Origin of the sequence: Streptomyces sp. NBC_00285 (genome assembly GCF_036174265.1) — a bacterium.
Taxonomy (GTDB): Bacteria; Actinomycetota; Actinomycetes; order Streptomycetales; family Streptomycetaceae; genus Streptomyces.
Genome location: NZ_CP108055.1, coordinates 4696949 through 4719325 on the forward strand (window position 1 = coordinate 4696949; position 22377 = coordinate 4719325).

Below are 22377 nucleotides of genomic sequence, written 5' to 3' on the forward strand. Positions count from 1 at the left end.
GCCCCGGCTGTGTCACCGGGCCCCGTCCCCTCGCGCCGACTCCCCGCCCGAGCAATTCCGTGCGCCATCTGCTGTGCTTGGCCGCATGACGTCCAGCCCGACTCCCACGCCCGTCCCCGCCCGGCCGACCGGCCGGCAAAGACCTCTGCGCAGACTCACCGCCCGTGGCCGGGACGAGGCCCATCGGGTCGCCTCGCCGCTGGAGCTCTTCTTCGACCTGTGCTTCGTGGTGGCCATCGCCCAGGCGGGCGTGGCCCTGGTGCACTCCGTCGCCGAGGGACACGCCGGCCAGGGGCTCCTCAACTACGCGATGGTCTTCTTCTCCATCTGGTGGGCCTGGATGAACTTCACCTGGTTCGCCTCGGCTTACGACAACGACGACGCCCTCTACCGGGTCGTCACCCTGCTGCAGATCGCCGGTGTCCTGATTTTGGCGGCCGGGGTGTCCAGGGCGTTCGAGGACCACGAGTTCCTGGCCGTGTGGCTGGGCTACGTGACCATGCGGTCGGCGCTGATCGTGCAGTGGCTGCGGGTGGCGCGTTCGAGCGAGGGCGCGGAGCGGACCACGGCGCTGCGGTACACGTTCGGCGTGCTGTTGTGCCAGGTCGGCTGGCTGGGCCTGGTGGTCCTGCCGGAGGGCGGGCGGGCCTGGGTCTTCCTGGTGATGGCGCTGCTGGAGATGTGCGTGCCGGTCTTCGCCGAGAAGGACCACCCGACGTCGTGGCATCCCCACCACATCGCGGAACGCTACGGGCTGTTCACGATCATCGTGCTCGGCGAGACGATCGCCGCCGCCACGGTCGCCGTGAAGTCCGGCATCGACGAGAACGACGCGCTGGACGAGCTCCTGCCGATCGCCGCGGGCGGACTGCTGATCATCTTCGCCGCCTGGTGGATCTACTTCGTGGTGCCCATCCACGGCCATCTGCGCTCCAACAAGCAGGCGTTCCTGTGGGGTTACGGCCACTACCTGGTCTTCGCGTCGGCCGCCGCGATCGGGGCGGGCCTGGAGGTCGCCGTGGAGCAGGCCGTCGACAAGGCGCACATCTCCACACAGGCCGCGTCGGCCGCCGTGACCCTGCCGACGGCCCTGTATCTGCTGACCGTCTGGCTGCTGCACTCGCGCCACTTCAAGGTGGGCGTCCCGCAGCAGTTGGTGCTGCCGGTCGCGGCGCTGCTGGTGATCTGCTGCACCTTCCTGGGCGACCGGGCGGTGGTCGCGGCGGGTGTCGTGGCGGCGCTGGCCGTGGTCACCGGGACGACACTGACCGCGCGGATGGTGGCGCGGGAGCAGCGGGAGCCGGTCCGAACGGTGTGATCGTGTCGGGCCGGGCGGGAGGGCGGCTGGTCGAGACTGGTGCCATGACAGATGCCATGGCAGTTGACGCTCTGACGGACGTCGCCGGGGTGCGCGTGGGACACGTGACGCGCACGGGTGGCGGTTGGCTCACCGGTACCACCGTCGTGCTCGCCCCCGAGGGCGGGGCGGTCGCCGCGGTGGACGTGCGCGGCGGCGGACCCGGCACCAAGGAGACCGACGCGCTCGACCCGCGCAACGTGGTGCAGAAGGTCGAGGCGATCGTGCTGACCGGAGGCAGCGCGTACGGGCTCGACGCGGCCTCCGGGGTGATGGCCTGGCTGGAGGAGCGGGGGCGCGGGGTGCGCGTCGGGCCGGATGCCACGCATGTCGTGCCGGTCGTGCCCGCAGCCTGTGTCTTCGACCTCGGGCGGGGCGGTGACTTCCGGGCCAGGCCGGACGCGGCGACCGGGCGGGCCGCCGTCGAGGCCGCGGCGGCCAGTGCCGTCGGTGCGGCGGTGCGGGAGGGCTGCGTGGGGGCAGGGACGGGGGCCGCGGCCGGCCCGCTGAAGGGGGGTGTGGGCACGGCGAGCATGCTGCTCGACTCCGGGATCACCGTGGCGGCACTGGTGGTGGTCAACGCGGCGGGGTCGGTGCTGGATCCGGAGACGGGGGTGTTGTACGGGGAGTTGTTCCAGGGGCGGGTGGACCGTCCGGAAGCAGAGGTGCATGAGGCCGCGCGTCGGCGGCTCGCCGAGGCCGCGGCGACCAGCGGGCCGCCCCCGCTGAACACCACGCTCGCGGTGGTGGCCACCGACGCGGAACTGTCCAAGGCGCAGGCGCAGAAGGTGGCCGGTACGGCGCATGACGGCATCGCGCGCGCGGTGCGGCCGGTGCATCTGCTCCACGACGGCGACACGGTGTTCGCGCTGGCCACGGGTGCGCGGCCGCTGGATGCCGAGCACCCCCTCGCGCTCAACCCCGTGCTCGCAGCGGCGGCGGACGTGGTGACGCGGGCGATCGTGCGGGCCGTACGGGCGGCGGAGTCGGTGGAGGGGGCGGGAGGTGTGTGGCCGGCGTACGAGGAGTTGTACGGGAGCGTCGGCGAGGGCTGAGAGCGCCTGGCCGCCGGCGCCTGTGCGGCCCTTCCGCGGGGTCCTGTGCGGCGCCTGTGGGTGTGTTGTGTGCGGGGGCCGCGGCGCCAACTGCCGGGTCCTGCGCGGCGCCTGTAGGCCCCTGTAGGTGCGTTGCGGGGTGGGGATGTGGTGGCGCCAGGGGTGTGGGGAACCGCGTGGGCCCCACGTCCACGCCCGTGTTTCGTCCCGGTTCTGTCACGTGGGGGCATTTGACGGGCTCGGGGGGAAACCCGCCCGGGGACCGGGTCCCTCCTCCTTCACGGTACGGAGCGGACCACGCACATCACACGAACCGGGAGCAGCCCGTGACAACGCCGGACACAGCAGCGCGGCGCGCACTGGGGGCCTGTGCCGTCCTGATGGTCGGCGCCCTCGCCCTCACGGCGTGCGGCGGCAGCTCGAACACACAGAACGACGAGAAGGGAGCCAAGGGCGACAAGGGAACCGCCCAGTCATCGAGCGCGGAGATCGCCATATCCGCGAAGAACGGTTCGACGGGTGCGTCGATCAACTCGACCGGCGTGAAGGTCGGTGACGGCACCCTGACCGGCGTGCGGATGTCGGTGGCGGGCACGGGGCAGGACGTGCCGGGAGCGATGGCCGCGAACGGGGTGAGCTGGAAGCCGAAGGAGCAGTTGGAGCGCGGCACGAAGTACGAGATAGCCGCGAAGGCCAAGGACGCGGACGGCAGGTCGGTGGCGGCGAAGTCCGTCTTCACGACCGTGTCCAAGGCGAACAGCTTCGTCGGGACGTACACGCCGGACGACGGGACGACGGTCGGGGTCGGGATGCCGGTGTCGTTCGGCTTCGACAGGGCGATCAGCGACAAGAAGGCCGTGCAGTCGCACATCACGGTGACGTCGAGCAACGGTCAGCAGGTGGTCGGGCACTGGTTCGGCTCGCAGCGGCTCGACTTCCGGCCCGAGGAGTACTGGAAGGCCGGTTCGAAGGTCACGATGAAGATCGACCTGGACGGGGTCGAAGGCGCCAACGGCGTCACCGGGGTGCAGGAGAAGACCGTCAGCTTCACGGTCGGACGCTCGCAGGTGTCCACGGTGGACGCGGACACCCAGACCATGAGGGTCGTGCGGGACGGCGCGACCGTCAAAACGGTGCCGATCTCGACGGGCAGCGCGGAGTTCACCACGTACAACGGACAGATGGTGATCTCCGAGAAGCACAAGAAGATCCGCATGGACAGCAGGACGGTCGCCCTCGCCAACGCGTACGACATCCCCGACGTTCCGGACGCGATGCGTCTGACGCAGTCGGGGACCTTCATCCACGGCAACTACTGGTACAACACGGCCAACCCGCCCTTCGGCCGCCAGGGCACCAGTCACGGCTGCGTGGGACTGCGGGACGTGAAGGGCGGTCAGGGGGACACTCCGGCCAAGTGGTTCTACGACAGTTCGCTCGTCGGGGACGTGGTGATCGTCAAGAACTCCCCCGACAAGACGGTGGCACCGGACAACGGGCTCAACGGCTGGAACCTGTCCTGGAACGAGTGGGTCGCGGGCAGCGCAGCCGGCACGTCCTGATCGCCGCAACCCCCTTCTGAACAAGGGCTTTTGACGGATCATCGGGCCGCGTGGGAATTTCCTGCGCGGCCCGGGGGTTTTCCGGGCATACGTTTTCTCGGTTCCCGGACATGATGTCCGACCGAGGGGCTACGGTATGCACCCACAAGGTGACATGCAGCAACGCCGGGAGAAACCTTGAGCGTTCCGTACGAGACCGCAGCGTACGAACCACCCGAGTCGCCCGAGTCTCCGGAGGAGCACCTCGCGCGACTCCTCGGTCGTGCCCTGAACTCCTTCGAGCTGCCCGACGAGACGATACGGCAGCTGGACTGCGCGCTGGCATACGACAGTTCGCTGCACTCCGCGCACCACAGCGCGGGCCTGCATCGCGAGACGTACCGACACACGTGGCTGCTCGCCGACGGCTCCGCGCTCACCCTGTGGGAGCTCGTCCACAACACCGCGCGGGGCAGCAACCCGCAGCACGAGGTGTACGTCGACGAGGAGGAGCTGCGGGCTGCGACCGCGCGACTGCCCTTACCGCCGGACGCACCGGACTTCGAGCTGCCGGTGACGGTGCAGCTCTCGCCCGTGCACCCGCCGCGGCACTCCTATGTCCCCGACGACTCGGCGGACCACGCGCGCCGGCTCCTGCGTCGCGCGGAGAACGCGGACCGGCCCGGTCCGGAGACGGCCGACCGGCTGGCCGACGCGTGCGCGCACCAGATCACGCAGGCGTTCGGACGCCCGTGCCGGGCGGGGAGCGCCGGGCTGGGCTACTCGCTGTACGAGCACGCGTTTCTGCTGCGCGACGGCGCGGAGATGTCCCTGTGGGAGGTCGAGCACACGGCGACACCCGACGGACGGCACATGTGCGAGGTGTACATCAGCGAGGACGCGGCCCGAGAGGCGATGGAGCGGCGCGCGTCGCAGGTCTTTTGAGCGACCCCGCTCCTGCCCCTCCCACAACGCACAACCCGGGCCCGGACCGGCCCGCCCCGCGGCGCGGTGGATCCGGTGAAGTGTCAGCGGCCGCCGACGAGTTGTCGTACGAGACCCGCGAACGCGACCTTCTCCGCCGTTGTCAGCTCGACGGTCTCCAAGTGGGGGGCCTCCCGACGTTGGTGCGGGAGCGCGGGCAGGGAACGGGCGGCGGCACGCCGGGCGGTGGCCTCGAAACGGCCGCGGCGCAGCATGAAAACCAGGCAGACCGACCAGGCGAGGGTCACCAGGACGAGCAGGGTCATCGCCAGCAACTGGTCGAGGGAGACGTGCTCAGGCATGCGGTCCAGTAGACACCACGGTCCGGGACCTGGGTCCCGGACCGTGACGTATCTCGCAGGTGCCGTGAACTGCTCACAGCCGCCCCAAAGGGGCAGGGATCACGCGGCGACCGGCTGCTTCCGCTCGGACGCCGGGGTGTCCGCGTCCCCCGTCGCCACAGTGGCCGCGGTCCCCGTGGCCGGCTTGCGCATGCTCTTCAGGACGACCACCAGCGCGGTCGTGACGCACACGCCCGCCGCGATGGCGATCAGGTAGAGGAACGGGCTGCCGATCAGCGGGACCACGAAGATGCCGCCGTGCGGGGCACGCAGGGTGGCGCCGAAGGCCATCGACAGAGCGCCGGTGACCGCGCCGCCCGCCATCGAGGCCGGGATGACCCGCAGCGGGTCCGCCGCCGCGAACGGGATCGCGCCCTCGGAGATGAAGGAGGCGCCCAGGACCCAGGCGGCCTTGCCGTTCTCGCGCTCGGTCTGCGTGAAGAGCTTCTTGCGGACGGTGGTCGCCAGAGCCATGCCCAGCGGCGGGACCATGCCCGCGGCCATCACGGCGGCCATGACCTTCATCGCGGAGTCGCTCGGGGTCTGGACTGCGATGCCGGAGGTCGCGAAGGCGTACGCGACCTTGTTGACGGGGCCGCCGAGGTCGAAGCACATCATCAGGCCGAGGAGGACGCCGAGCAGGATGGCGTTGGTGCCGGAGAGGCCGGAGAGCCAGTCCGTCATGCCCTTCTGGGCCTCGGCGATGGGCTTGCCGACCACGACGAACATCAGGAAGCCGACGACCAGCGAGGAGATCAGCGGGATCACCACCACCGGCATGATGCCGCGCAGCACCGGTGGGATCCTGATCCGCTGGATCGCGAGGACCACGCCACCCGCCAGCAGACCGGCGACCAGACCGCCGAGGAAGCCGGCGGCGATGTTGGAGGCGATCATGCCGCCGACGAATCCGGGGACAAGGCCGGGTCGGTCCGCCATGCCGTAGGCGATGTATCCGGCCAGGACCGGGATGAGGAACCCGAAGGCGACCTGGCCGATCTGGAACAGCAGGGCGCCCCAGCTGTCGATCTCGGTCCAGGAGAAGTGCTTCATGACCGACGGTGCACTGGCGATCTGCCAGCCGCCGATCGCGAAGCCGAGGGCGAGCAGCAGACCGCCCGCGGCGACGAACGGGACCATGTAACTCACGCCGGTCATCAGCCACTTGCGGAGCTTGGTGCCGTAGCTGTCGCCGGACTCGCCGGCCCGCTCGACCGGCGTCCCGGCGCCCGAGGCGGCGCCCGCCGTCACCTCGCCGCGCGCGGCCTTCCCACGCACCTGGGTGATCAGCTCGGCGGGCCGGCTGATGCCCGCCTTCACACCGACGTCGACGGTCGGCTTCCCGGCGAAGCGGTCCTTGTCGCGTACGGGGACGTCGTGCGCGAAGATCACGCCGTCCGCATCTGCGATGACCGCCGGATCGAGCCGGGTGAAGCCGGCCGAGCCCTGCGTCTCGACGACGAGTTCGACACCGGCCTCGCGGCCCGCGTTCTCCAGGGACTCGGCCGCCATGTAGGTGTGGGCGATGCCGGTCGGGCAGGAGGTGACGGCGACGATCCGGAAGGGGGCCTCCGGAACGCCGGGAGCGGGGTCGGCCGTTGCGGCATCGGCGGAGGCCGCCGCCGATGCCGCAACGGAGTCTTCGGTGGCGCCCGCGGTGGCCCCGCCGGATGCGTCGGCCTCGCCGACCTCGGTGGCGCCTTCCGCAGGCGTCTGGTCCCCGCGGATCAGTGCCGCCGCGCTCGCCGCGTCCCCCGCCGACCGCAGCGCGTCCGTGAACTCGGTGTTCATCAGCTGCCGCGCGAGCGAGGACAGGATGGTCAGGTGGGCGTCGTCCGCGCCGGCCGGTGCGGCGATCAGGAAGATCAGGTCGGCGGGGCCGTCCGCCGCGCCGAAGTCGATACCGGCGGCACTGCGGCCGAAGCCGAGCGTGGGCTCGGTGACGTGAACGCTCCGGCAGTGCGGGATGCCGATGCCGCCGTCGAGGCCGGTCGGCATCTGGGCTTCGCGGGCGGCCACGTCGGCGAGGAAGCCCTCCAGGTCGGTCACCCGGCCCAGGGCCACCATGCGCTCGGCGAGGGCACGTGCCGCCGCTTCCTTGGTGTCGGCGGACAGGTCGAGATCGACCAGGTCCGCGGTGATCATGTCGCTCATCGCGGGCTCCTTCGCACGCGTATCGCCCGGGGAGTGGAATGGGCGGGAGGAGTGGGGACGGGGGTGACGCGGTGTCGCGTCGCAAAAACGGTTACGGAAAAGGCGAGTAAGGGGGAGCCCCGCCGCGTCGGGGCCGTTCCGCACGGCGGGTGGGCCGTCATGACACCGGCTCCTTCAGTACGCGGTCCACCGGCACCTCGGCCGTGACGGTCACCGCGGACGGGGTCAGGTCCGCCGGTGTCGGCATCACACTGCCGGGCAGCTGGACGGCCGCCGCGCCGTGGGCGACCGCGGAGGCGAGTGCCTCGGGGCCGCTGCCGCCGGCGATCAGGAAACCGGCGAGCGAGGAGTCACCGGCACCGACGTTGCTGCGTACGGCGTCGACGTGCGCGCTGCCGAACCAGACGCCCGTGGCGTCGACGAGCAGTTGTCCGTCCGCACCCAGGCTCGCGAGCACGGCACGGGCGCCCATCTCGCGCAGTTCCTCGGCCGCCTTCACGGCGTCGCCCACCGTGGCGAGGGGGCGTCCGACGGCCTCCGCGAGCTCCTCGGCGTTCGGCTTCACCACGTCGGGCCGTTCCCGCAGGGCCTCCAGCAGCGCGCGTCCCGAGGTGTCCAGCGCGATCCGCGCTCCCCCGGCGTGCGCCCGTGCGACCACCTCGGCGTACCAGGACGGCGCGAGCCCACGGGGCAGACTCCCGCAGCACGCGATCCACGACGCGTCGCGTGACTGCTCGCGCACGGTCTCCAGCAGCAACTCCTGCTCGCGGGCCGAGAGTTCGGGACCCGGCGCGTTGATCTTCGTGAGCACCCCGTCCGACTCCGCGAGTGCGATGTTCGACCGGGTCGCGCCGGCGACCGGCACCGGTGCGACCTCGATGCCCTGCGCGTCGAGCAGATCCGCCACGAGCGCTCCCGGCGCGCCGCCGAGCGGCAGGACGGCGACCGTGCGCTGCCCTGCGGCGGCCACGGCACGCGAGACGTTGACGCCCTTGCCGCCGGGGTCCATGCGTTCACCGGTGGCGCGGATGACCTCGCCGCGCTCCAGCGACGGGACCTCGTACGTACGGTCCAGAGACGGGTTCGGGGTGACGGTGAGGATCATGCGCGCACTACTTCCGTGCCGCCGCGTTCGATGGCGGCGGTGTCTTCGGGGCTCAGCCCGCTGTCGGTGATCAGCAGGTCCACGTCGCCCAGGTCGCCGAAGCGGGCGAAGTGCTCCTGGCCGTGCTTGGCGGAGTCGGCGAGGAGGACCACGCGGCGGGCGGCGCCGATCGCCGCGCGCTTGACCGCGGCCTCGGCGAGGTCGGGGGTGGTGAGGCCGTGCTCGGCGGAGAAGCCGTTGGCCGCCACGAACAGCACGTCGGCCCGGATCTCGCCGTACGCCCTGAGCGCCCAGGCGTCGACGGCGGCGCGCGTACGGTGCCGTACCCGCCCTCCGACGAGGTGGAGCTGGATGCCGGGGTGGTCCGCGAGACGGGCCGCGATCGGCAGGCTGTGCGTGACGACGGTGAGCGAGGCCTCCAGCGGTACGGCGGCGGCCAGGCGGGCGACGGTCGTACCGGCGTCGAGGATCAGGGTGCCCTCGGTCGGCAGTTCGGCGAGGGCCGCCTTGGCGATGTTGTCCTTCTCGTCGGCGGCCGTCGTCTCGCGCTCGGCGAGGTCCGGCTCGAAGTCGAGGCGCCCGGCCGGGATGGCCCCGCCGTGCACCCGGCGCAGCAGCCCAGCGCGGTCGAGGGCCTTCAGGTCCCGGCGGATCGTCTCGGCCGTGACCTGGAACTCCTCGGCCAGCGAGACGACGTCCACCCGCCCGCCGTCACGCGCGAGCCGGAGGATCTCCTGCTGCCGCTCCGGTGCGTACATGTCCGTTCGCCTCCGACTATGCCCGAACGTGTGGTTTCAACCGGAGGCTACGCCCAGATTTCCAGAAAGTAAACAGGTTCGGGCGCGATCCGGGCATGAACGGACTTTCGGCGGTGCCGGACCGATGCACGACATGTCGGCAGTACCGGACCCCTGCACGGGCTGTCGGCAGCACCCGGACACCGTGCCCGGGCCTCCGCCGGTGCCCGGACACGACATCCGGACCTCCGCCAGCACCCGGACACCACGCCCGGGCTCCCGCCAGCACCCGGACACAACACCCGGCCCAGCAGCAGGAAGGGAGCCGGACACCGCACCCTGAGCCCGCGCCCTGCCCCCGCATCCGTACACGGCTCCCTGACACAGCACAAAGGCCCGGCATCTCGAAAGATGCCGGGCCCGCGTGTCGACCTCACACCGGCTGTGGCTCCCGCTCCTCCTCCGCCGCCGGAAGCTCCGAGGTTCCCTCGGCCCCCTCCACGTCCTGCGCTGGGCGCTTCGGCAGCGCGAACATCAGCAGGAAGATGACGGCCATCACCGCGGCGACCCATCCGAGCGCGTGCTGGAAGGCGTCCACGAAGGCCGGTCCCACCTCGACGGGCCGTACGTCGTCCGGGACGACTCCGAAGAACACGACCGACACCAGCCCGAGCCCGAGCGCGTTGCCCATCTGCTGCACGGTGTTGATGAGTCCGGATGCCGAACCGGCGTGCTCGCGCGGCACCTCCGAGAGCACCGCGTCCGTCAGCGGCGCGACGATCAGCCCCATGCCGACCCCCATCACGACCAGCGGCAACGCCATCTGCCACGAGCTGATCCCCATGCCGTACCGGTCGGCCTCCCACAGGTAGAGGAGCACACCCACCGCCATCAGCAGCGCGCCGGCCTGGAGCACCTTGCGCCCGAAGCGCGGGACGAGCTGCTGCACCGAGAGACCCGCGGCGATGGAGACAGCGAGCGAGAACGGCACCCCGGTCAGCCCCGCCCGCAGCGGGCTCCAGCCCAGGCCGGTCTGCATGTACAGCGTCCACACCAGGAAGAAGATGCCGAGCCCGACACCGAACACGGTCTGCACCGCGATGCCGGCGGCGAAGCTCTTCACCTTGAACAACGACAGCTCGACCAGCGGCGACCCGTCCCGCGCGGCCTTCCGCTTCTCGTAGGCCACCAGCGCGGCGAAGACGAGGGGCGCGGCGGCCATCGACATGTTCCCCCACAGCGGCCAGTCCAGCTCCTCGCCGCGGGTCAGCGGATAGAGCAGCATCAGCAGGCCGAGCACCACCAGGCCCACGCCCACCAGGTCCAGTTTCAGCGCCCGCGGCGCCTTGGACTCGGTGATGAAACGGCTGCCGAGCACCAGTCCCGCGATGCCGACCGGCAGGTTGATGAGGAAGATCGGCCGCCATTCGAGACCGAACAGGTTCCACTCCGTCAGCAGCGCGCCGAGGAGCGGACCGGACACCGCGCCGAGCCCGACGACCGCGCCGAACAGCCCGAACACCTTCCCCCGCTCGTGCGCGGGGAAGGTCGCGTGCACGATCGACAGCACCTGCGGCACCATCATCGCCGCCATGCCGCCCTGCAGGATCCGGGCGGCGACCAGCACATCCGGGTTCGGGGCGAGACCGCACAGCGCGGAGGCGACGGTGAAGCCACCGATCCCGAAGAGGAACAGCCGCTTGCGCCCGTGGATGTCACCGAGCCGCCCGCCGGTGATCAGCCCGGCGGCGAAGGCGAGGGCGTAACCGGCGGTGATCCACTGGATCTGGCTGACGGAGGCGCCCGAGTCCTGCCGGATCGACGGGATGGCGATGTTGACGATCGTGACGTCGACGAGGTCCATGAAGGCCGCGGTCATCACGATGGCGAGGGCGAACCAGCGACGCCGGTCGCCTGCGGCGGACTGCGTGCCGGGCTGGGCGTCGGGAGTGCCCGAAAGGGTGGTCTCGCTTGAGGTCATGTCGTAAAGCTACGACCCCATTAGGTCAGATCGTGTCCTACTTCTACGGCATCCTCGAACCCATGACCACGGACACCCCGGCACGGCTCCTGACGCTCCTCTCCCTCCTCCAGACGCCCCGTGAATGGCCGGGCGGCGAGCTCGCCGACCGCCTCCAGGTCTCCCGCCGCACGGTCCGCCGGGACATCGACCGGCTGCGCGAACTGGGCTATCCCGTCCAGGCGACCAAGGGTTCGGACGGCGGCTACCGGCTCGTCGCGGGCAAGGCCATGCCCCCGCTGGTCCTCGACGACGAGGAGGCGGTGGCCATCGCGGTCGGGCTGCGGGCGGGAGCGGGACACGCGGTCGAGGGCATGGACGAGGCGTCCGTACGGGCGCTGGCGAAACTGGAGCAGGTCCTGCCCTCCCGGCTGCGGCACCGGGTGTCCACCCTCCAGGCCGCGACGACTCCGCTGCTCAGCGGGGACGGGGCGAGCATCGCGACCGAGACGCTGACCGTGATGGCGTCCACGGTGGCCGGGCACGAGCGGCTGCGGTTCGGCTACCGGGCACGCGACGGGGCCGAGTCACGGCGCCTCGTGGAGCCGTACCGTCTGGTCTCCACCGGGCAGCGGTGGTACCTCGTCGCCTACGACCTCGATCGCGGCGACTGGCGGACCTTCCGGGTCGACCGGGTGAACGACCCCTTCGCCACCGGCGCGCGGTTCACTCCGCGGGAGCTGCCTACGGGGAGTGCGGCGGAGTATCTGCGGCAGTCGATGCACCGGCGGCAGGAGACGTACGAGATCGTCGTGACGTTCGAGGCCGATGTGACGGTGGTGGCCGCTCGGGTGCCGGCGTGGATGGGGGTGCCGGAGTCCCTCGGGGAGGGGCGGTGCCGACTGCGGGCCACTGTGGGGGACGCGGTGGAGTGGATGGCGGTGCGGTTGGCCATGACAAGGGTGGAGTTCACGGTGCAGGAGCCTGCGGCGCTTGTGGAGGCCGTACGGGAGCTGGGTGGGCGGTTGATGCGGTCGGTGGGGTCGGTGGGCTCGGGGTGAGGTTGTGCCGGGGCGGTTGTCGGGACCTCACACCCTCTCCGCCCCGTCCGCCCCCGCCGCCGCCCCCGCCGCCCCCAGGAATCCGCCCACCGCCTCCAGGTTCCGCAGGGCCAGCTCGACCACTTCCTCCACCGGTCCCTCGCCCGCCGCCCAGGTCTCGACTGCCGTGCGGACCGCTGCGCTTGCCACAGCTGAGGTGAAGCGCAGGTTCGGGAGGTTCGTTCGGTTCGCCAGGACCTGTGACAGGCGGTGTTCCGAGGAGTGGCAGACCTCTGCCCATACCCGGCGCAGGGCCGGCTCGGAGGTGGCCAGGCGGATGAGAGGGCGGGCCCAGGTCCAGGACGCGGCGGGGATGCCGGCGTCGGGAGTGAGGGTGCGGCGGACTCCGTGGGCCAGGGCCTCGGCGACGGACAACTCCGCGGGAGCCGCCGCGACCACGTCCGCCCAGAGGTGCGCGCCGGCCGCGTACAGCGGCGCCACCGCCTCCTCCTTTGTCGCGAAGTAGCGGTAGAAGGTGCGCGGAGCCACGCCGGCCGCCTGCGCGATGTCCTCGGCGCGGGTGGCTCGCAGGCCCTGTCTCACGAAGAGTTCCCCGGCCGCACGGGCGATCTCCGTCCGGGTCGCCGCCTTGCGCCGCTCGGTCAGCGAAACGGCCGGTGAAGGGGCTGGGGAACCATGCGACGCGCTGCTCACGTTCGGCACGCTATGCCGATGTGACAGAATCTGCCATCCGGCAGGTCACCCCGTGGTTCAGGTACGGGGTGACCTGCCGTTCGCGTACGGCCGGACCCGCAGGCCCCAGGCCCCGCACGAGAAGAGCCGGACCCCGGCGCCCAGGGGGGGTGGGGCGCCGAGGTCCGGCTCGGGGAGAGTCCCGCCGCGGGGGGGGTGCGTCGGGACTCGGTTCAGGCGGGTCCTGAGGCTTGGCCTCCTGGACCCGAACATCTGGACTCTGAAGTCTTGTGCCCAGGGTCCGGCGTTTTAAAGCGGCGTAGTACAGCCATGTTTGCGCGGCCTTTCGCCACCCGGCGTACGCGGGGCTGGTTCAGGCCGCCGCGTCGAACCCGGTGTCGCGCGCCAGCTTCTTCAACTCCAGCAGAGCGTGCTTCTCGATCTGCCGGATCCGCTCGCGCGTGAGGCCGTGTTCCTTGCCGACCTCGGTCAGCGTGCGCTCGCGGCCGTCGTCGATGCCGTACCGCATCTTGATGATGGAGGCCGTGCGCTGGTCGAGTCGCCCGATCAGGTCGTCCAGTTCCTCGCTGCGCAGCAGGGTCAGGACGGACTGCTCCGGGGAGACCGCCGACGTGTCCTCCAGCAGGTCGCCGAACTGGGTGTCGCCGTCGTCGTCGATCGACATGTTCAGGGAGACCGGGTCGCGGGCCCAGTCCAGGACGTCCGTCACGCGCGCCGCGTTGGACTCGAGCTCGGCGGCGATCTCCGCGGGCTCGGGGTCGCGGCCGTGCTCGCGGTTGAACTCGCGCTGCACGCGGCGGATACGGCCCAGCTCCTCCACCAGGTGGACGGGGAGCCGGATGGTGCGGGACTGGTCGGCGATGGAGCGGGTGATGGCCTGACGGATCCACCAGGTCGCGTACGTCGAGAACTTGAAGCCCTTGCGGTAGTCGAACTTCTCGACCGCGCGCACCAGGCCTGCGTTGCCCTCCTGGATCAGGTCGAGGAGGGGCAGGCCGCTGCGGGGGTAGCGGCGGGCCACGGCGACGACCAGGCGGAGGTTGGAGCGGATGAACACGTCCTTGGCGCGCTCGCTCTCCTCCACCAGGGCCTCCAGCTCCACACGGCTGGCGTCGGCCTTGGCCTCCTCGATCCCGTCGAGGACCTGGCGGGCGAACACACCCGCCTCGATGATCTGGGACAGCTCGACTTCCTTTGCGGCGTCGAGCAGCGGTGTACGCGCGATCTCGTCGAGGTACATGCCGACCAGGTCGCGGTCGGCGATCTCGCCGCCATGGACGCGAACACTGCGTGCCGCGTCGGTAGACCCGCCGGTGGCGGACTTACGACGGGCGACGGCACGGGTTGCCATGCGTGCTCCCTTGCGATGGTGGTGGTCAGCGGGCGGTCCTTCGGGCGCCGGTCCCCGTCTCCGGTTTGCTTCCGGACTCTCCTCGGGTGCCCTGCATCCGATGGAAACAACGACTGGAAACCGGACAGAATTCCCGGCGCATCCCCTATTTTTCTGATCTTGCAGTACCCTGTGCCGCCACATGGGGAGGTCCGATGTCGTCGGAACGTACAGAGGTGCAGGTCAGGCCGGGAGTCGAGGCTGACCTCGCCGCCCTCACCGACATCTACAACCACTATGTACGTGAGACGCCCATCACATTCGATACCGCCGTCTTCACTCCGGAAGAGCGCCTCCCCTGGCTGCTCTCCCACCCTGAAGACGGCCCGTACCGTCTGATGGTTGCCACGGCCGCGGACCCGACAGGAACCTCACAGGAGATCCTCGGGTACGCCACGTCCAGCCCGTTCCGCGCCAAACCCGCGTATGCGACCTCGGTGGAGGTCACCGTCTACCTCGCCCCGCACGCGGGCGGCCGCGGGGTGGGCACCCTCCTCTACAAGGCGCTGTTCGAGGCGCTCGCCGAGGAGGATGTGCACCGCGCCTACGCGGGCATCGCCCAGCCGAACGAAGCGTCCACGCGGCTGCATGGACGCTTCGGTTTCCGGCACGTGGGCACGTACGGGGAGGTCGGCCGGAAGTTCGGCCGATACTGGGACGTGGCCTGGTACGAGAAGGACCTGTAGGCCCTCACGGAAAGGCACGGAAGGGCTCAGCCGAACTGCACCGACCGCTTCGCCATCCCCATCCAGAACCCGTCGATGACGGACTTCTGCGCGTCCAGCTCACCGGTCACGTCCGCCGCGCCCATGGTGACGAAGAGGGGCGCGAAGTGCTCGGTGCGCGGGTGGGCGTAGCGCCCGGCCGGGGCCTTGTGCAGGAAGTCCAGCAGGGAGTCCACGTCACGCGCCTCCAGCGCACGCCGGCCCCAGTCGTCGAACTCCGAGGACCAGGTGGGCACTCCGGAGCCGGTGTGCCGCAGGGCGGCGAGGTTGTGCGTGAAGAAGCCGGAGCCGACGATCAGGACGCCCTCGTCGCGCAGGGGGGCGAGCTTGCGGCCGATCTCCATGAGCCGGACCGGGTCGAGGGTCGGCATGGAGACCTGGAGGACCGGAATGTCGGCCTCGGGGAACATCTCGACGAGGGGGACGTAGGCGCCGTGGTCCAGTCCGCGGTCGGGGACGTCCTGCACGGGGATGCCGGGGGCGCGCAGCAACTTGCGTACGGACTCGGCGAGTTCGGGGGCGCCCGGAGCGTCGTACGTCACCTGGTAGTAGTGCTCGGGGAAGCCCCAGAAGTCGTAGACCAGCGGGACGGGCTGTACCGCGCCGAGGGCGAGGGGGGCTTCCTCCCAGTGGGCGGAGACCATGAGGATCGCCTTGGGGCGGGGCAGGTCCTTGGACCAGGCGGCGAGCTCACCAGGCCAGATCGGGTCGTCGGCGAGCGGCGGGGCGCCGTGGCTCAGATAGAGGGCGGGCATGCGCTCCTGCGTGTCGGCGGCCATTGCGGGGACTCCTCCAGTACTTCCGACAGCACTTCGATCAGCACTTCGATGCAGAGTGCTTCAAATTTAAAGCTTCTTCTGACATGACTGTACGCCTCATTTGTTTAAGCTTCAAGGAGAGAGCTCGTAGAGTGGGATACATGAACACGGCACCCGTCCCCGATGAAGAGCCCCGGTGGCTCGACGACGAAGAGCAGCGCATCTGGCGCTCCTACGTGCACGCCACGACCCTCCTCGAGGATCACCTCGACCGCCAGCTCCAACGGGACGCGGGCATGCCGCACATCTACTACGGGCTGCTCGTCGCCCTCGCCGACGCCCCGCACCGGCGGCTGCGCATGACCGAGCTGGCCATGAAGGCGAAGATCACCCGGTCCCGGCTCTCGCACGCCATCGCCCGCCTCGAGCGCAACGGCTGGGTGCGCCGGGAGGACTGCACGGACGACAAGCGCGGCCAGTTCGCGGTGCTCACCGACCCGGGCCTGGAAATGCTGCGGGGCGCCGCGCCCGGCCATGTGCGGGCCGTGCGCAACGCCGTCTTCGACCGGCTGTCCCCGGAACAGCAGAAGTCCCTCGGCGAGATCATGCAGATCGTCGCCGAGGGACTTCAGCCGAACGAAGCGGGTGCGGACCTGCCCTGGCTCCGCTGAGCCGCTCACTCAGCGGACCGGGACAGATCCTGGAGCGTGCGTACGGGGCGTCCCCATCCCCGTACGCACATGGTTCCCGAAGGGGTACGACGTACGGCCGCCGTCAGTGGGCGACGACCGGGATCGCCAGCTCCTCCTCGGCTCCCTCTCCGGACCCGGTCACGACGGCCGTGTCCGTGCGGCCCGCGTTGACGAGGGTCCCGACGATCACCGCGGCGAGCACCAGCATGCCGACGGCGAACCAGATCGCGTTGGTGTAGCCGTGCACCTGGCCCTCCAGCGCCACCAGCTGCTGCTGCGACCTGGAGGTCGCGGAGCCGATGTGGTCGGCGATGTAGGAGGTCGTGGCGGACGCGGCGATCGTGTTCAGCAGGGCCGTACCGATCGCACCGCCCACCTGCTGCGAGGTGTTGACCATCGCGGAGGCGACACCGGCGTCCCGGGGCTCGACGCCCAGGGTGGCCAGGGACATGGCCGGCATGAACGCCGTACCCATGCCGAGACCGAGCAGGAGCATCGCCGGCAGGATCGTCGAGGCGTACGACGAACCGATCTCCAGCTGGGTCATGAGGAGCATGCCGACCGCGGCGACCAGGAAGCCGGGGCCCATCAGCAGCCGCGCCGGGACGCGGGTCATCAGGCGGGCACCGATCTGGGTCGAGCCGACCATCATGCCGACGATCATCGGCATGAAGGCGAAGCCGGTCTTGATCGGCGTGAAGCCCTTCACGATCTGCAGGTAGTAGGTGAGGAACAGGAAGGTGCCGAACATCGCGATGATCGCGATACCGAGCGAGAGGTAGATCCCGCCGCGGTTGCGGTCGGTGATGACGCGCAGCGGCAGCAGCGGGGCCTTGGTCCGGGCCTCGGTGACGACGAAGGAGATCAGCAGCACGGCCGACGCGACGAACATGCCGACGGTCAGGGCGTCGCCCCAGCCGTTGGACTCGGCGCGGGTGAAACCGTAGACCAGCGCGACCAGGCCGAGGGTGGAGAGCAGGACGCCGGGGATGTCGAGCGGGTTGCGGTTGCGGCCGCCCTCCGGCTCACGGATGACGAAGTACGCGCCGAACGCGGCGACGATCGCGAACGGGATGTTCACGAAGAACGTCCAGCGCCAGTCCATGTACTCGGTCAGCACGCCGCCGAGGATGAAGCCGACAGCGCCACCGCCACCGGCGATCGCACCGTAGATGCCGAACGCCTTGGCACGCTCCTTGGCGTCCGTGAACATCACGGCGAGCAGGGAGAGCGCGGCGGGCGCGAGCAGGGCACCGAAGACGCCCTGGAGGGCGCGGGCGCCGAACATCATGGCGCCGCTGGTGGCCGCGCCGCCCAGTGCGGAGGCCAGCGCGAAGCCGATCAGGCCGACGACGAAGGCGTTCTTGCGGCCCCACAGGTCGGCGATCCGGCCACCGAAGAGCAGGAGTCCGCCGAAGGCGAGGGCGTAGGCCGTGACGACCCACTGCCGGTTGCCGTCGGATATGCCGAGGTCGGTCTGGGCGGACGGCAGCGCGATGTTCACGATGGTCGCGTCGAGGACGACCATCAGCTGGGCGAGCGCGATGAAGACCAGCGCTTTCCAGCGGTTGGCGTCACCGGACGAGACCGGTGCGCCGGTAGCCTTTGCGGCTGTTTCAGACATGGGGATACCCACTTCGGGACTTCGGAACGGAAAAAGAACGTGAAAGGGGACAGTCCGTCAGCACTGACGGCTGGTGAACCACGTGACTAGAGACTGCTCTGGCGCTCGGAACTCATCGGTCAGGCCTGGCGGAGGTCCTCCATGGTCAGCGCCGTGCCTGGGAGCACGGACGGGGCCGGGGCCCGCAGTCCGTCCAGGAACAGCTGAAGAGTGCGGTGCACGAACCCGTCGAGGGTGAGGCAGCCGGTGCCGGCCGGGGGCCGGGACAGCTGGGCCACGGCGACCATCAGGTCGCCGACGCTCACGTCCGCACGGAGCTGACCGGCCGTCCTTGCCCGGTCCATGAGCCGCTCGACGAGCTGCTCGATCCGTTCCCGTGAGGCCACCAGATCGGGGTGGTACTGGTCGAAGGCGCTCTGGACCATCGGGCACAGCGCGCTGATCCGCTCGTCGGCGGACGCGTGCACGAAGCGCTCCAGGGCGCCGAATGCATCCCCGGTCGTCGCGAGTGCCAGCTCGGCCGCCTCGGACGTCCGGTCCAGGACGGAGCAGACGACCTCACGGACAAGCGCCTCGCGGTCGGGGAAGTTGCGGTACACCGTGGCATTGCCGACGCCGGCCCGGCGGGCGATGTCGTCGAGCGGCACGTCGGGGCCGAACTCGGTGAACATCTCACGGGCGGCGGTGACGATCCGCTCCCGGTTGCGCAGCGCGTCGGCGCGGGGGGCCTTTCGCTGCACGGGGAGGGCGGTCTGCACGGTGTGCTCCTCGGTCGATTCCTCGGCTGACAGGGATCCGAAGGATCCGGGGATTCAATCCCCGTTTCGTTCGGACACAGGTCTAAACGGGGAGACGCTCCCCGGTTATTTCAGGTTGAGGAGAAAACATGATGTGACCTGAGTCACACCGACCCACGGGCCCGGCGATACCCACGTTCGGTCTCCTCCAGCGCGCGTCCACCCCTCCCCCGGCAGAGGGTGATCGAAAAGGTGCAGCCTTTCCGACCAGCGGCTGCCGCGCTCCGAAGGGTGCCCGCATGCCGTGGACCAGCCGTCGCATACGCCCACGCCGCGTGGCCGCCCTCGCGTCCGTGACCGCGCTGACCATCGCCGTCAGCACCTCCGCCGGCACCGGCCACCTGATCCCGGGGACCCCGACCGCGGCCGGCCCGATCGCCCTGGCCCGCTCCGACACCCACGGCGCCTGTCTGATCAGCGGCGGCCCGGCCGTCCAGATGTCCGAGGGTCTGCCCACCCCCGGCGGCTACTCCCGCTCCACCGGCACCGTCCGCGCCCTGACCCTGATGGTCGACTTCTCCGACGCGCCCGGCTCCGGCAGCGCCCTCGAGCGCTTCCGCGAATTCTTCCCGCAGACCCAGGAATGGTTCCGCACCAGTTCCTACGGCCGTCTCGACTACCGCCCCGAGACCCCGATCACCGACTGGCTGCGCATGCCCAAGTCCTTCAGGTCCTACGGCATAGAGCGCGGCGCCCCCTTCGACCCGGGCTACCGCCGCCTGGTCCAGGACATCGTGGCCACCGCCGACCCCCGGGTGGACTTCAGGTCGTACGACTTCGTCAACGTGCTGGTGACGCCCAACGCCGGGCCGTCCGCCCTCGACACGGTCCTGTCCGTGACCTTCGCCGGCAACACCGACGCCCCGGTCGCCGACGGCGTCCCCGTCGCCAACACCTCGTTCGTCTACTCCCGCCAGGACGACGGCTCCGGCTCCTTCCCGCAGACCGGCTACCGGGTCCTGCCCCACGAGAACGGCCACGTCTTCGGCCTGCCCGACCTCTACACCCAGGCAGGCGGAGGCTCGGTCGGCCACTGGGACATCATGAGCGAGGACTGGGGCGCCGGAAACGACCTCCTCGGCTGGCACAAGTGGAAGCTGGGCTGGCTGGACGCGACGCAGGTCGACTGCGTGACGGAGCGCGGGACCTCGCAGTACACGCTGACCCCGCTGGCCCGGTCCGGCCCCGGCACGAAACTCCTCTTCGTCCCCATCGGCCGCCGCACGGGCTACGCCGTCGAACTGCGCACCCGCGAGGGCAACGACGAGGCGGTGTGCCGTCCCGGGGTCCTCGTCTACCGCGTCGACGCGGACGTGGACACCGGGCGGGGACCGGTACGGGTGTACGACTCGCAGCGCAACAGCGGGGGATGCACGCGCAGCCCCAACGTCCACGCCGAACTCTCGGACGCCCCGTTCGCAGCCGGCGAGGAGTTCCAGGACCCGCGCACGGGCGTCCGGGTGCATGTCACGGGGGCGGACACGGAGGGGAACTACCAGGTCTCGGTGACGCGGCGATAGCGGCGGGCGCCCGGACGGCAGCGGACGCGGGGACAGCGGTGGGCGCCCGAGCCCCCGGCCGGACCGCCACGGACGTGCCGCAACCGCCACTCGGATTACCGTAGGCGTGCCGCGACCGCCCTACCGGAGAACCGATGCCCGCTGAAACAGCCCCTTCCCTACTGGTGCCGGAGTCCGCCGTGCCGGCCGAGGCGGTCGCGCCGCTGATCCGGGGGGTCAGGGTGCTGCGGGAACTGACGGAGGCCGGCGGGACGCTGAGCCTGAGCGGTCTCGAACGGGCGACGGGCCTGGCACGTTCCACCGTCGACCGCATCACCTCGACGCTCGCGCGCATGGGATACGTCCGCCTCGACGGCCGTGACGCGGTGACGACCCCCCGCCTCATGGAACTCGGCAACGCCTGTCTCGCCGCCCTGCGCCTGCCTGCCCTGCTCTCCCCGATGGCCGACGCCCTCGCCGACGAACTGGACGAGTCGGTGTCCCTGGCGGTCGGCGACCGGGACGGCATCCGCTTCATCCACCAGGCCACCCGCCGCCGCGCCATGTCCCTCAGTTTCCGCATCGGGGACCTGCTCCCCGCCGAACGCACCGCGCCGGGGCCCCTGTTCGCGTCCGAGTGGTCCGACGCCGACTGGCACGCCTGGCGCGAACGCCGGGCGGCGGACCCGACGGACCGGGGCTTTCCGGCCGTACCGCCTCGGGAACTCCCGTGCGGGGACGACGAGTTCGCGAGCAAGGCCGAACAGGCGGGCCGGGACGGCTGGGCGCTGGACGACCAGTTGATCGAGCCGGGCCTTGTGGCGGTCTCCGTTCCCGTACGGGACCCGCGCACCGGCCGGATCGCCTGCGTGGCGAACGTCGTGAGCCACACCAGCCGCCACACGGCGACGGATCTGCGCGACACCCTGTTGCCGCGCCTGCGGGCGACGGTGGCCGAGATGGAACGCGAACTGGCCTCCGCCCCGCAGCCGGACCCGGGCCCGCCGCCCGCGAACCTCGTCTCCTGGATCGGCGCGTCCAAGCAGGAACTGGGCCGGGACTTCATTGAGTCCCTCGCACGCGGCCTGACGGTCCTGACGGCGTTCGGTGCGGGCCGGGCCGCGCTGACGCTGACGGACGTGGCGCGGGCGACGGGACTGACGCGGGCGACGGCCCGCCGGGCCCTGATCACGTACGAACACCTCGGCCTGATCAGCCAGCAGCCGGAATCCCGGACCTTCAGCCTCACCCCCCGGGTCCTCTCCCTGGGCTTCCCGCCCCTGTCCCGTACGTCCCTGCCGCGGATCGCGACGCCGCACCTGGCGGACCTGGCGGCGCGGGTCGGTGAGTCGACGGCGCTGGCGGTCCTGGTGTCCTCGGGGCCGAGCGCCGAGATCCAGTACACGGCACGGGCGGTGTCCCCGCGGATCATGGGCGTGGACATCAGGGTGGGCACCCGGCTGCCGGCCGCGGCGACCTCCCTGGGCCGGGTCCTGCTGTCGGACACCCGGGACCACGCCCTGCTCGACGAGGAGTGGGAGGACGGCCTGCGCACCCTCGCCGTCCCCCTCCACGACCGGACGGGCCGGGCGGTCGCCGCCGTGAACGTGGCCCTGCACGCGGCGGGCCGCACCCCGCAGGAGTGCCTCGACGAACTCCTCCCCGAACTGCGCCTGACGGCGAGCCGCATCGAGACGGAACTCCGGACGGCGGGCCACTTCACGAGGGTCCCGCTCCTCTGACACCCGTGCGACGACGTCAGCGCAGGGGGTCGACGGGCTCGCCGCGGACCGGCTCGCCCCTCGGCCGGTGACGTGCCCGGTGACCTGCGCGGGTACGCCGCGGCCGTCACGGCTTCCTGCCCCGATCACCGTGTCACCGACGCCCACCACCTGCCCGACGGC

General features: G+C 70.9%; 19 protein-coding genes. 9 read left to right on the plus strand and 10 right to left on the minus strand.

Annotated features, from left to right (window positions below; genetic code table 11):
* Positions 1–85 precede the first annotated feature (85 nt).
* The 4 genes from OHT57_RS21595 to OHT57_RS21610 all read left to right on the plus strand — a co-directional run bounded on the left by OHT57_RS21595 (position 86) and on the right by OHT57_RS21610 (position 4898).
* Complete coding sequence (locus tag OHT57_RS21595; RefSeq protein ID WP_328748111.1) at positions 86–1318, plus strand: low temperature requirement protein A; 1233 nt, start codon at positions 86–88, stop codon at positions 1316–1318.
* 56 nt (positions 1319–1374) lie between these two features.
* Entirely contained in the window at positions 1375–2412 is a 1038-nt protein-coding gene (locus tag OHT57_RS21600; protein ID WP_328748112.1) for a P1 family peptidase, read from the plus strand.
* A gap of 326 nt (positions 2413–2738) precedes the next feature.
* Positions 2739–3974: a L,D-transpeptidase gene (locus tag OHT57_RS21605; RefSeq protein ID WP_328748113.1), complete on the plus strand. Its 1236-nt coding sequence runs from the start codon at positions 2739–2741 to the stop codon at positions 3972–3974.
* A 177-nt stretch (positions 3975–4151) separates the two neighbouring features.
* Entirely contained in the window at positions 4152–4898 is a 747-nt protein-coding gene (locus OHT57_RS21610; RefSeq protein ID WP_328748114.1) for a DUF6227 family protein, read from the plus strand.
* Positions 4899–4981: 83 nt separating this feature from the next.
* Here OHT57_RS21610 and OHT57_RS21615 read toward each other — a convergent pair whose 3' ends face one another.
* The 5 genes from OHT57_RS21615 to OHT57_RS21635 all read right to left on the minus strand — a co-directional run bounded on the left by OHT57_RS21615 (position 4982) and on the right by OHT57_RS21635 (position 11255).
* On the minus strand, positions 4982–5239 hold the full coding sequence (locus OHT57_RS21615) for a hypothetical protein (protein ID WP_328748115.1): 258 nt from the start codon (positions 5237–5239) through the stop codon (positions 4982–4984).
* 99 nt (positions 5240–5338) lie between these two features.
* Positions 5339–7432 carry a PTS fructose transporter subunit IIABC gene (locus OHT57_RS21620; RefSeq protein ID WP_328748116.1) on the minus strand — a complete coding sequence of 698 codons (2094 nt, stop codon included), beginning with the start codon at positions 7430–7432 and terminating at the stop codon, positions 5339–5341.
* Positions 7433–7589: 157 nt separating this feature from the next.
* Entirely contained in the window at positions 7590–8537 is a 948-nt protein-coding gene (gene pfkB, locus OHT57_RS21625) for a 1-phosphofructokinase (protein WP_328748117.1), read from the minus strand.
* Entirely contained in the window at positions 8534–9295 is a 762-nt protein-coding gene (locus OHT57_RS21630) for a DeoR/GlpR family DNA-binding transcription regulator (protein WP_328748118.1), read from the minus strand. Before OHT57_RS21630 ends, pfkB begins: the two co-directional genes overlap by 4 nt.
* Positions 9296–9707: 412 nt before the next feature.
* Complete coding sequence (locus OHT57_RS21635; RefSeq protein WP_328748119.1) at positions 9708–11255, minus strand: MFS transporter; 1548 nt, start codon at positions 11253–11255, stop codon at positions 9708–9710.
* A 62-nt stretch (positions 11256–11317) separates the two neighbouring features.
* On the opposite strand from OHT57_RS21635, the gene OHT57_RS21640 reads away from it, so the two are divergent.
* Entirely contained in the window at positions 11318–12295 is a 978-nt protein-coding gene (locus tag OHT57_RS21640; RefSeq protein ID WP_328753279.1) for a helix-turn-helix transcriptional regulator, read from the plus strand.
* 27 nt (positions 12296–12322) lie between these two features.
* Here OHT57_RS21640 and OHT57_RS21645 read toward each other — a convergent pair whose 3' ends face one another.
* Together OHT57_RS21645 and OHT57_RS21650 are read right to left on the minus strand one after the other, a co-directional pair.
* Complete coding sequence (locus OHT57_RS21645) at positions 12323–12988, minus strand: TetR/AcrR family transcriptional regulator (protein ID WP_328748120.1); 666 nt, start codon at positions 12986–12988, stop codon at positions 12323–12325.
* 352 nt (positions 12989–13340) lie between these two features.
* Complete coding sequence (locus tag OHT57_RS21650) at positions 13341–14339, minus strand: sigma-70 family RNA polymerase sigma factor (protein WP_328748121.1); 999 nt, start codon at positions 14337–14339, stop codon at positions 13341–13343.
* A 194-nt stretch (positions 14340–14533) separates the two neighbouring features.
* On the opposite strand from OHT57_RS21650, the gene OHT57_RS21655 reads away from it, so the two are divergent.
* Positions 14534–15064 (plus strand): GNAT family N-acetyltransferase, encoded by a 531-nt coding sequence (locus OHT57_RS21655; protein WP_328748122.1) that lies wholly within the window; start codon positions 14534–14536, stop codon positions 15062–15064.
* A gap of 26 nt (positions 15065–15090) precedes the next feature.
* On the opposite strand, the gene OHT57_RS21660 is transcribed toward OHT57_RS21655, so the two are convergent.
* Positions 15091–15882 carry a dioxygenase family protein gene (locus tag OHT57_RS21660; protein WP_328748123.1) on the minus strand — a complete coding sequence of 264 codons (792 nt, stop codon included), beginning with the start codon at positions 15880–15882 and terminating at the stop codon, positions 15091–15093.
* Positions 15883–16022: 140 nt separating this feature from the next.
* On the opposite strand from OHT57_RS21660, the gene OHT57_RS21665 reads away from it, so the two are divergent.
* Positions 16023–16532 carry a MarR family winged helix-turn-helix transcriptional regulator gene (locus OHT57_RS21665; protein WP_328748124.1) on the plus strand — a complete coding sequence of 170 codons (510 nt, stop codon included), beginning with the start codon at positions 16023–16025 and terminating at the stop codon, positions 16530–16532.
* A gap of 103 nt (positions 16533–16635) precedes the next feature.
* Here the strand turns inward: OHT57_RS21665 and OHT57_RS21670 are convergent, their stop codons facing one another.
* Both OHT57_RS21670 and OHT57_RS21675 read right to left on the minus strand, forming a co-directional pair.
* Positions 16636–18177 (minus strand): MFS transporter, encoded by a 1542-nt coding sequence (locus OHT57_RS21670; protein WP_328748125.1) that lies wholly within the window; start codon positions 18175–18177, stop codon positions 16636–16638.
* A gap of 119 nt (positions 18178–18296) precedes the next feature.
* A complete protein-coding gene (locus OHT57_RS21675) occupies positions 18297–18935 on the minus strand; it encodes a TetR/AcrR family transcriptional regulator (RefSeq protein WP_328748126.1) in 639 nt (212 codons plus the stop codon).
* 278 nt (positions 18936–19213) lie between these two features.
* Here OHT57_RS21675 and OHT57_RS21680 point away from each other — a divergent pair, with 278 nt between their 5' ends.
* On the plus strand, positions 19214–20494 hold the full coding sequence (locus OHT57_RS21680; protein WP_328748127.1) for a M6 family metalloprotease domain-containing protein: 1281 nt from the start codon (positions 19214–19216) through the stop codon (positions 20492–20494).
* A gap of 134 nt (positions 20495–20628) precedes the next feature.
* A complete protein-coding gene (locus OHT57_RS21685; RefSeq protein WP_328748128.1) occupies positions 20629–22215 on the plus strand; it encodes an IclR family transcriptional regulator domain-containing protein in 1587 nt (528 codons plus the stop codon).
* Positions 22216–22377: the final 162 nt, after the last annotated feature.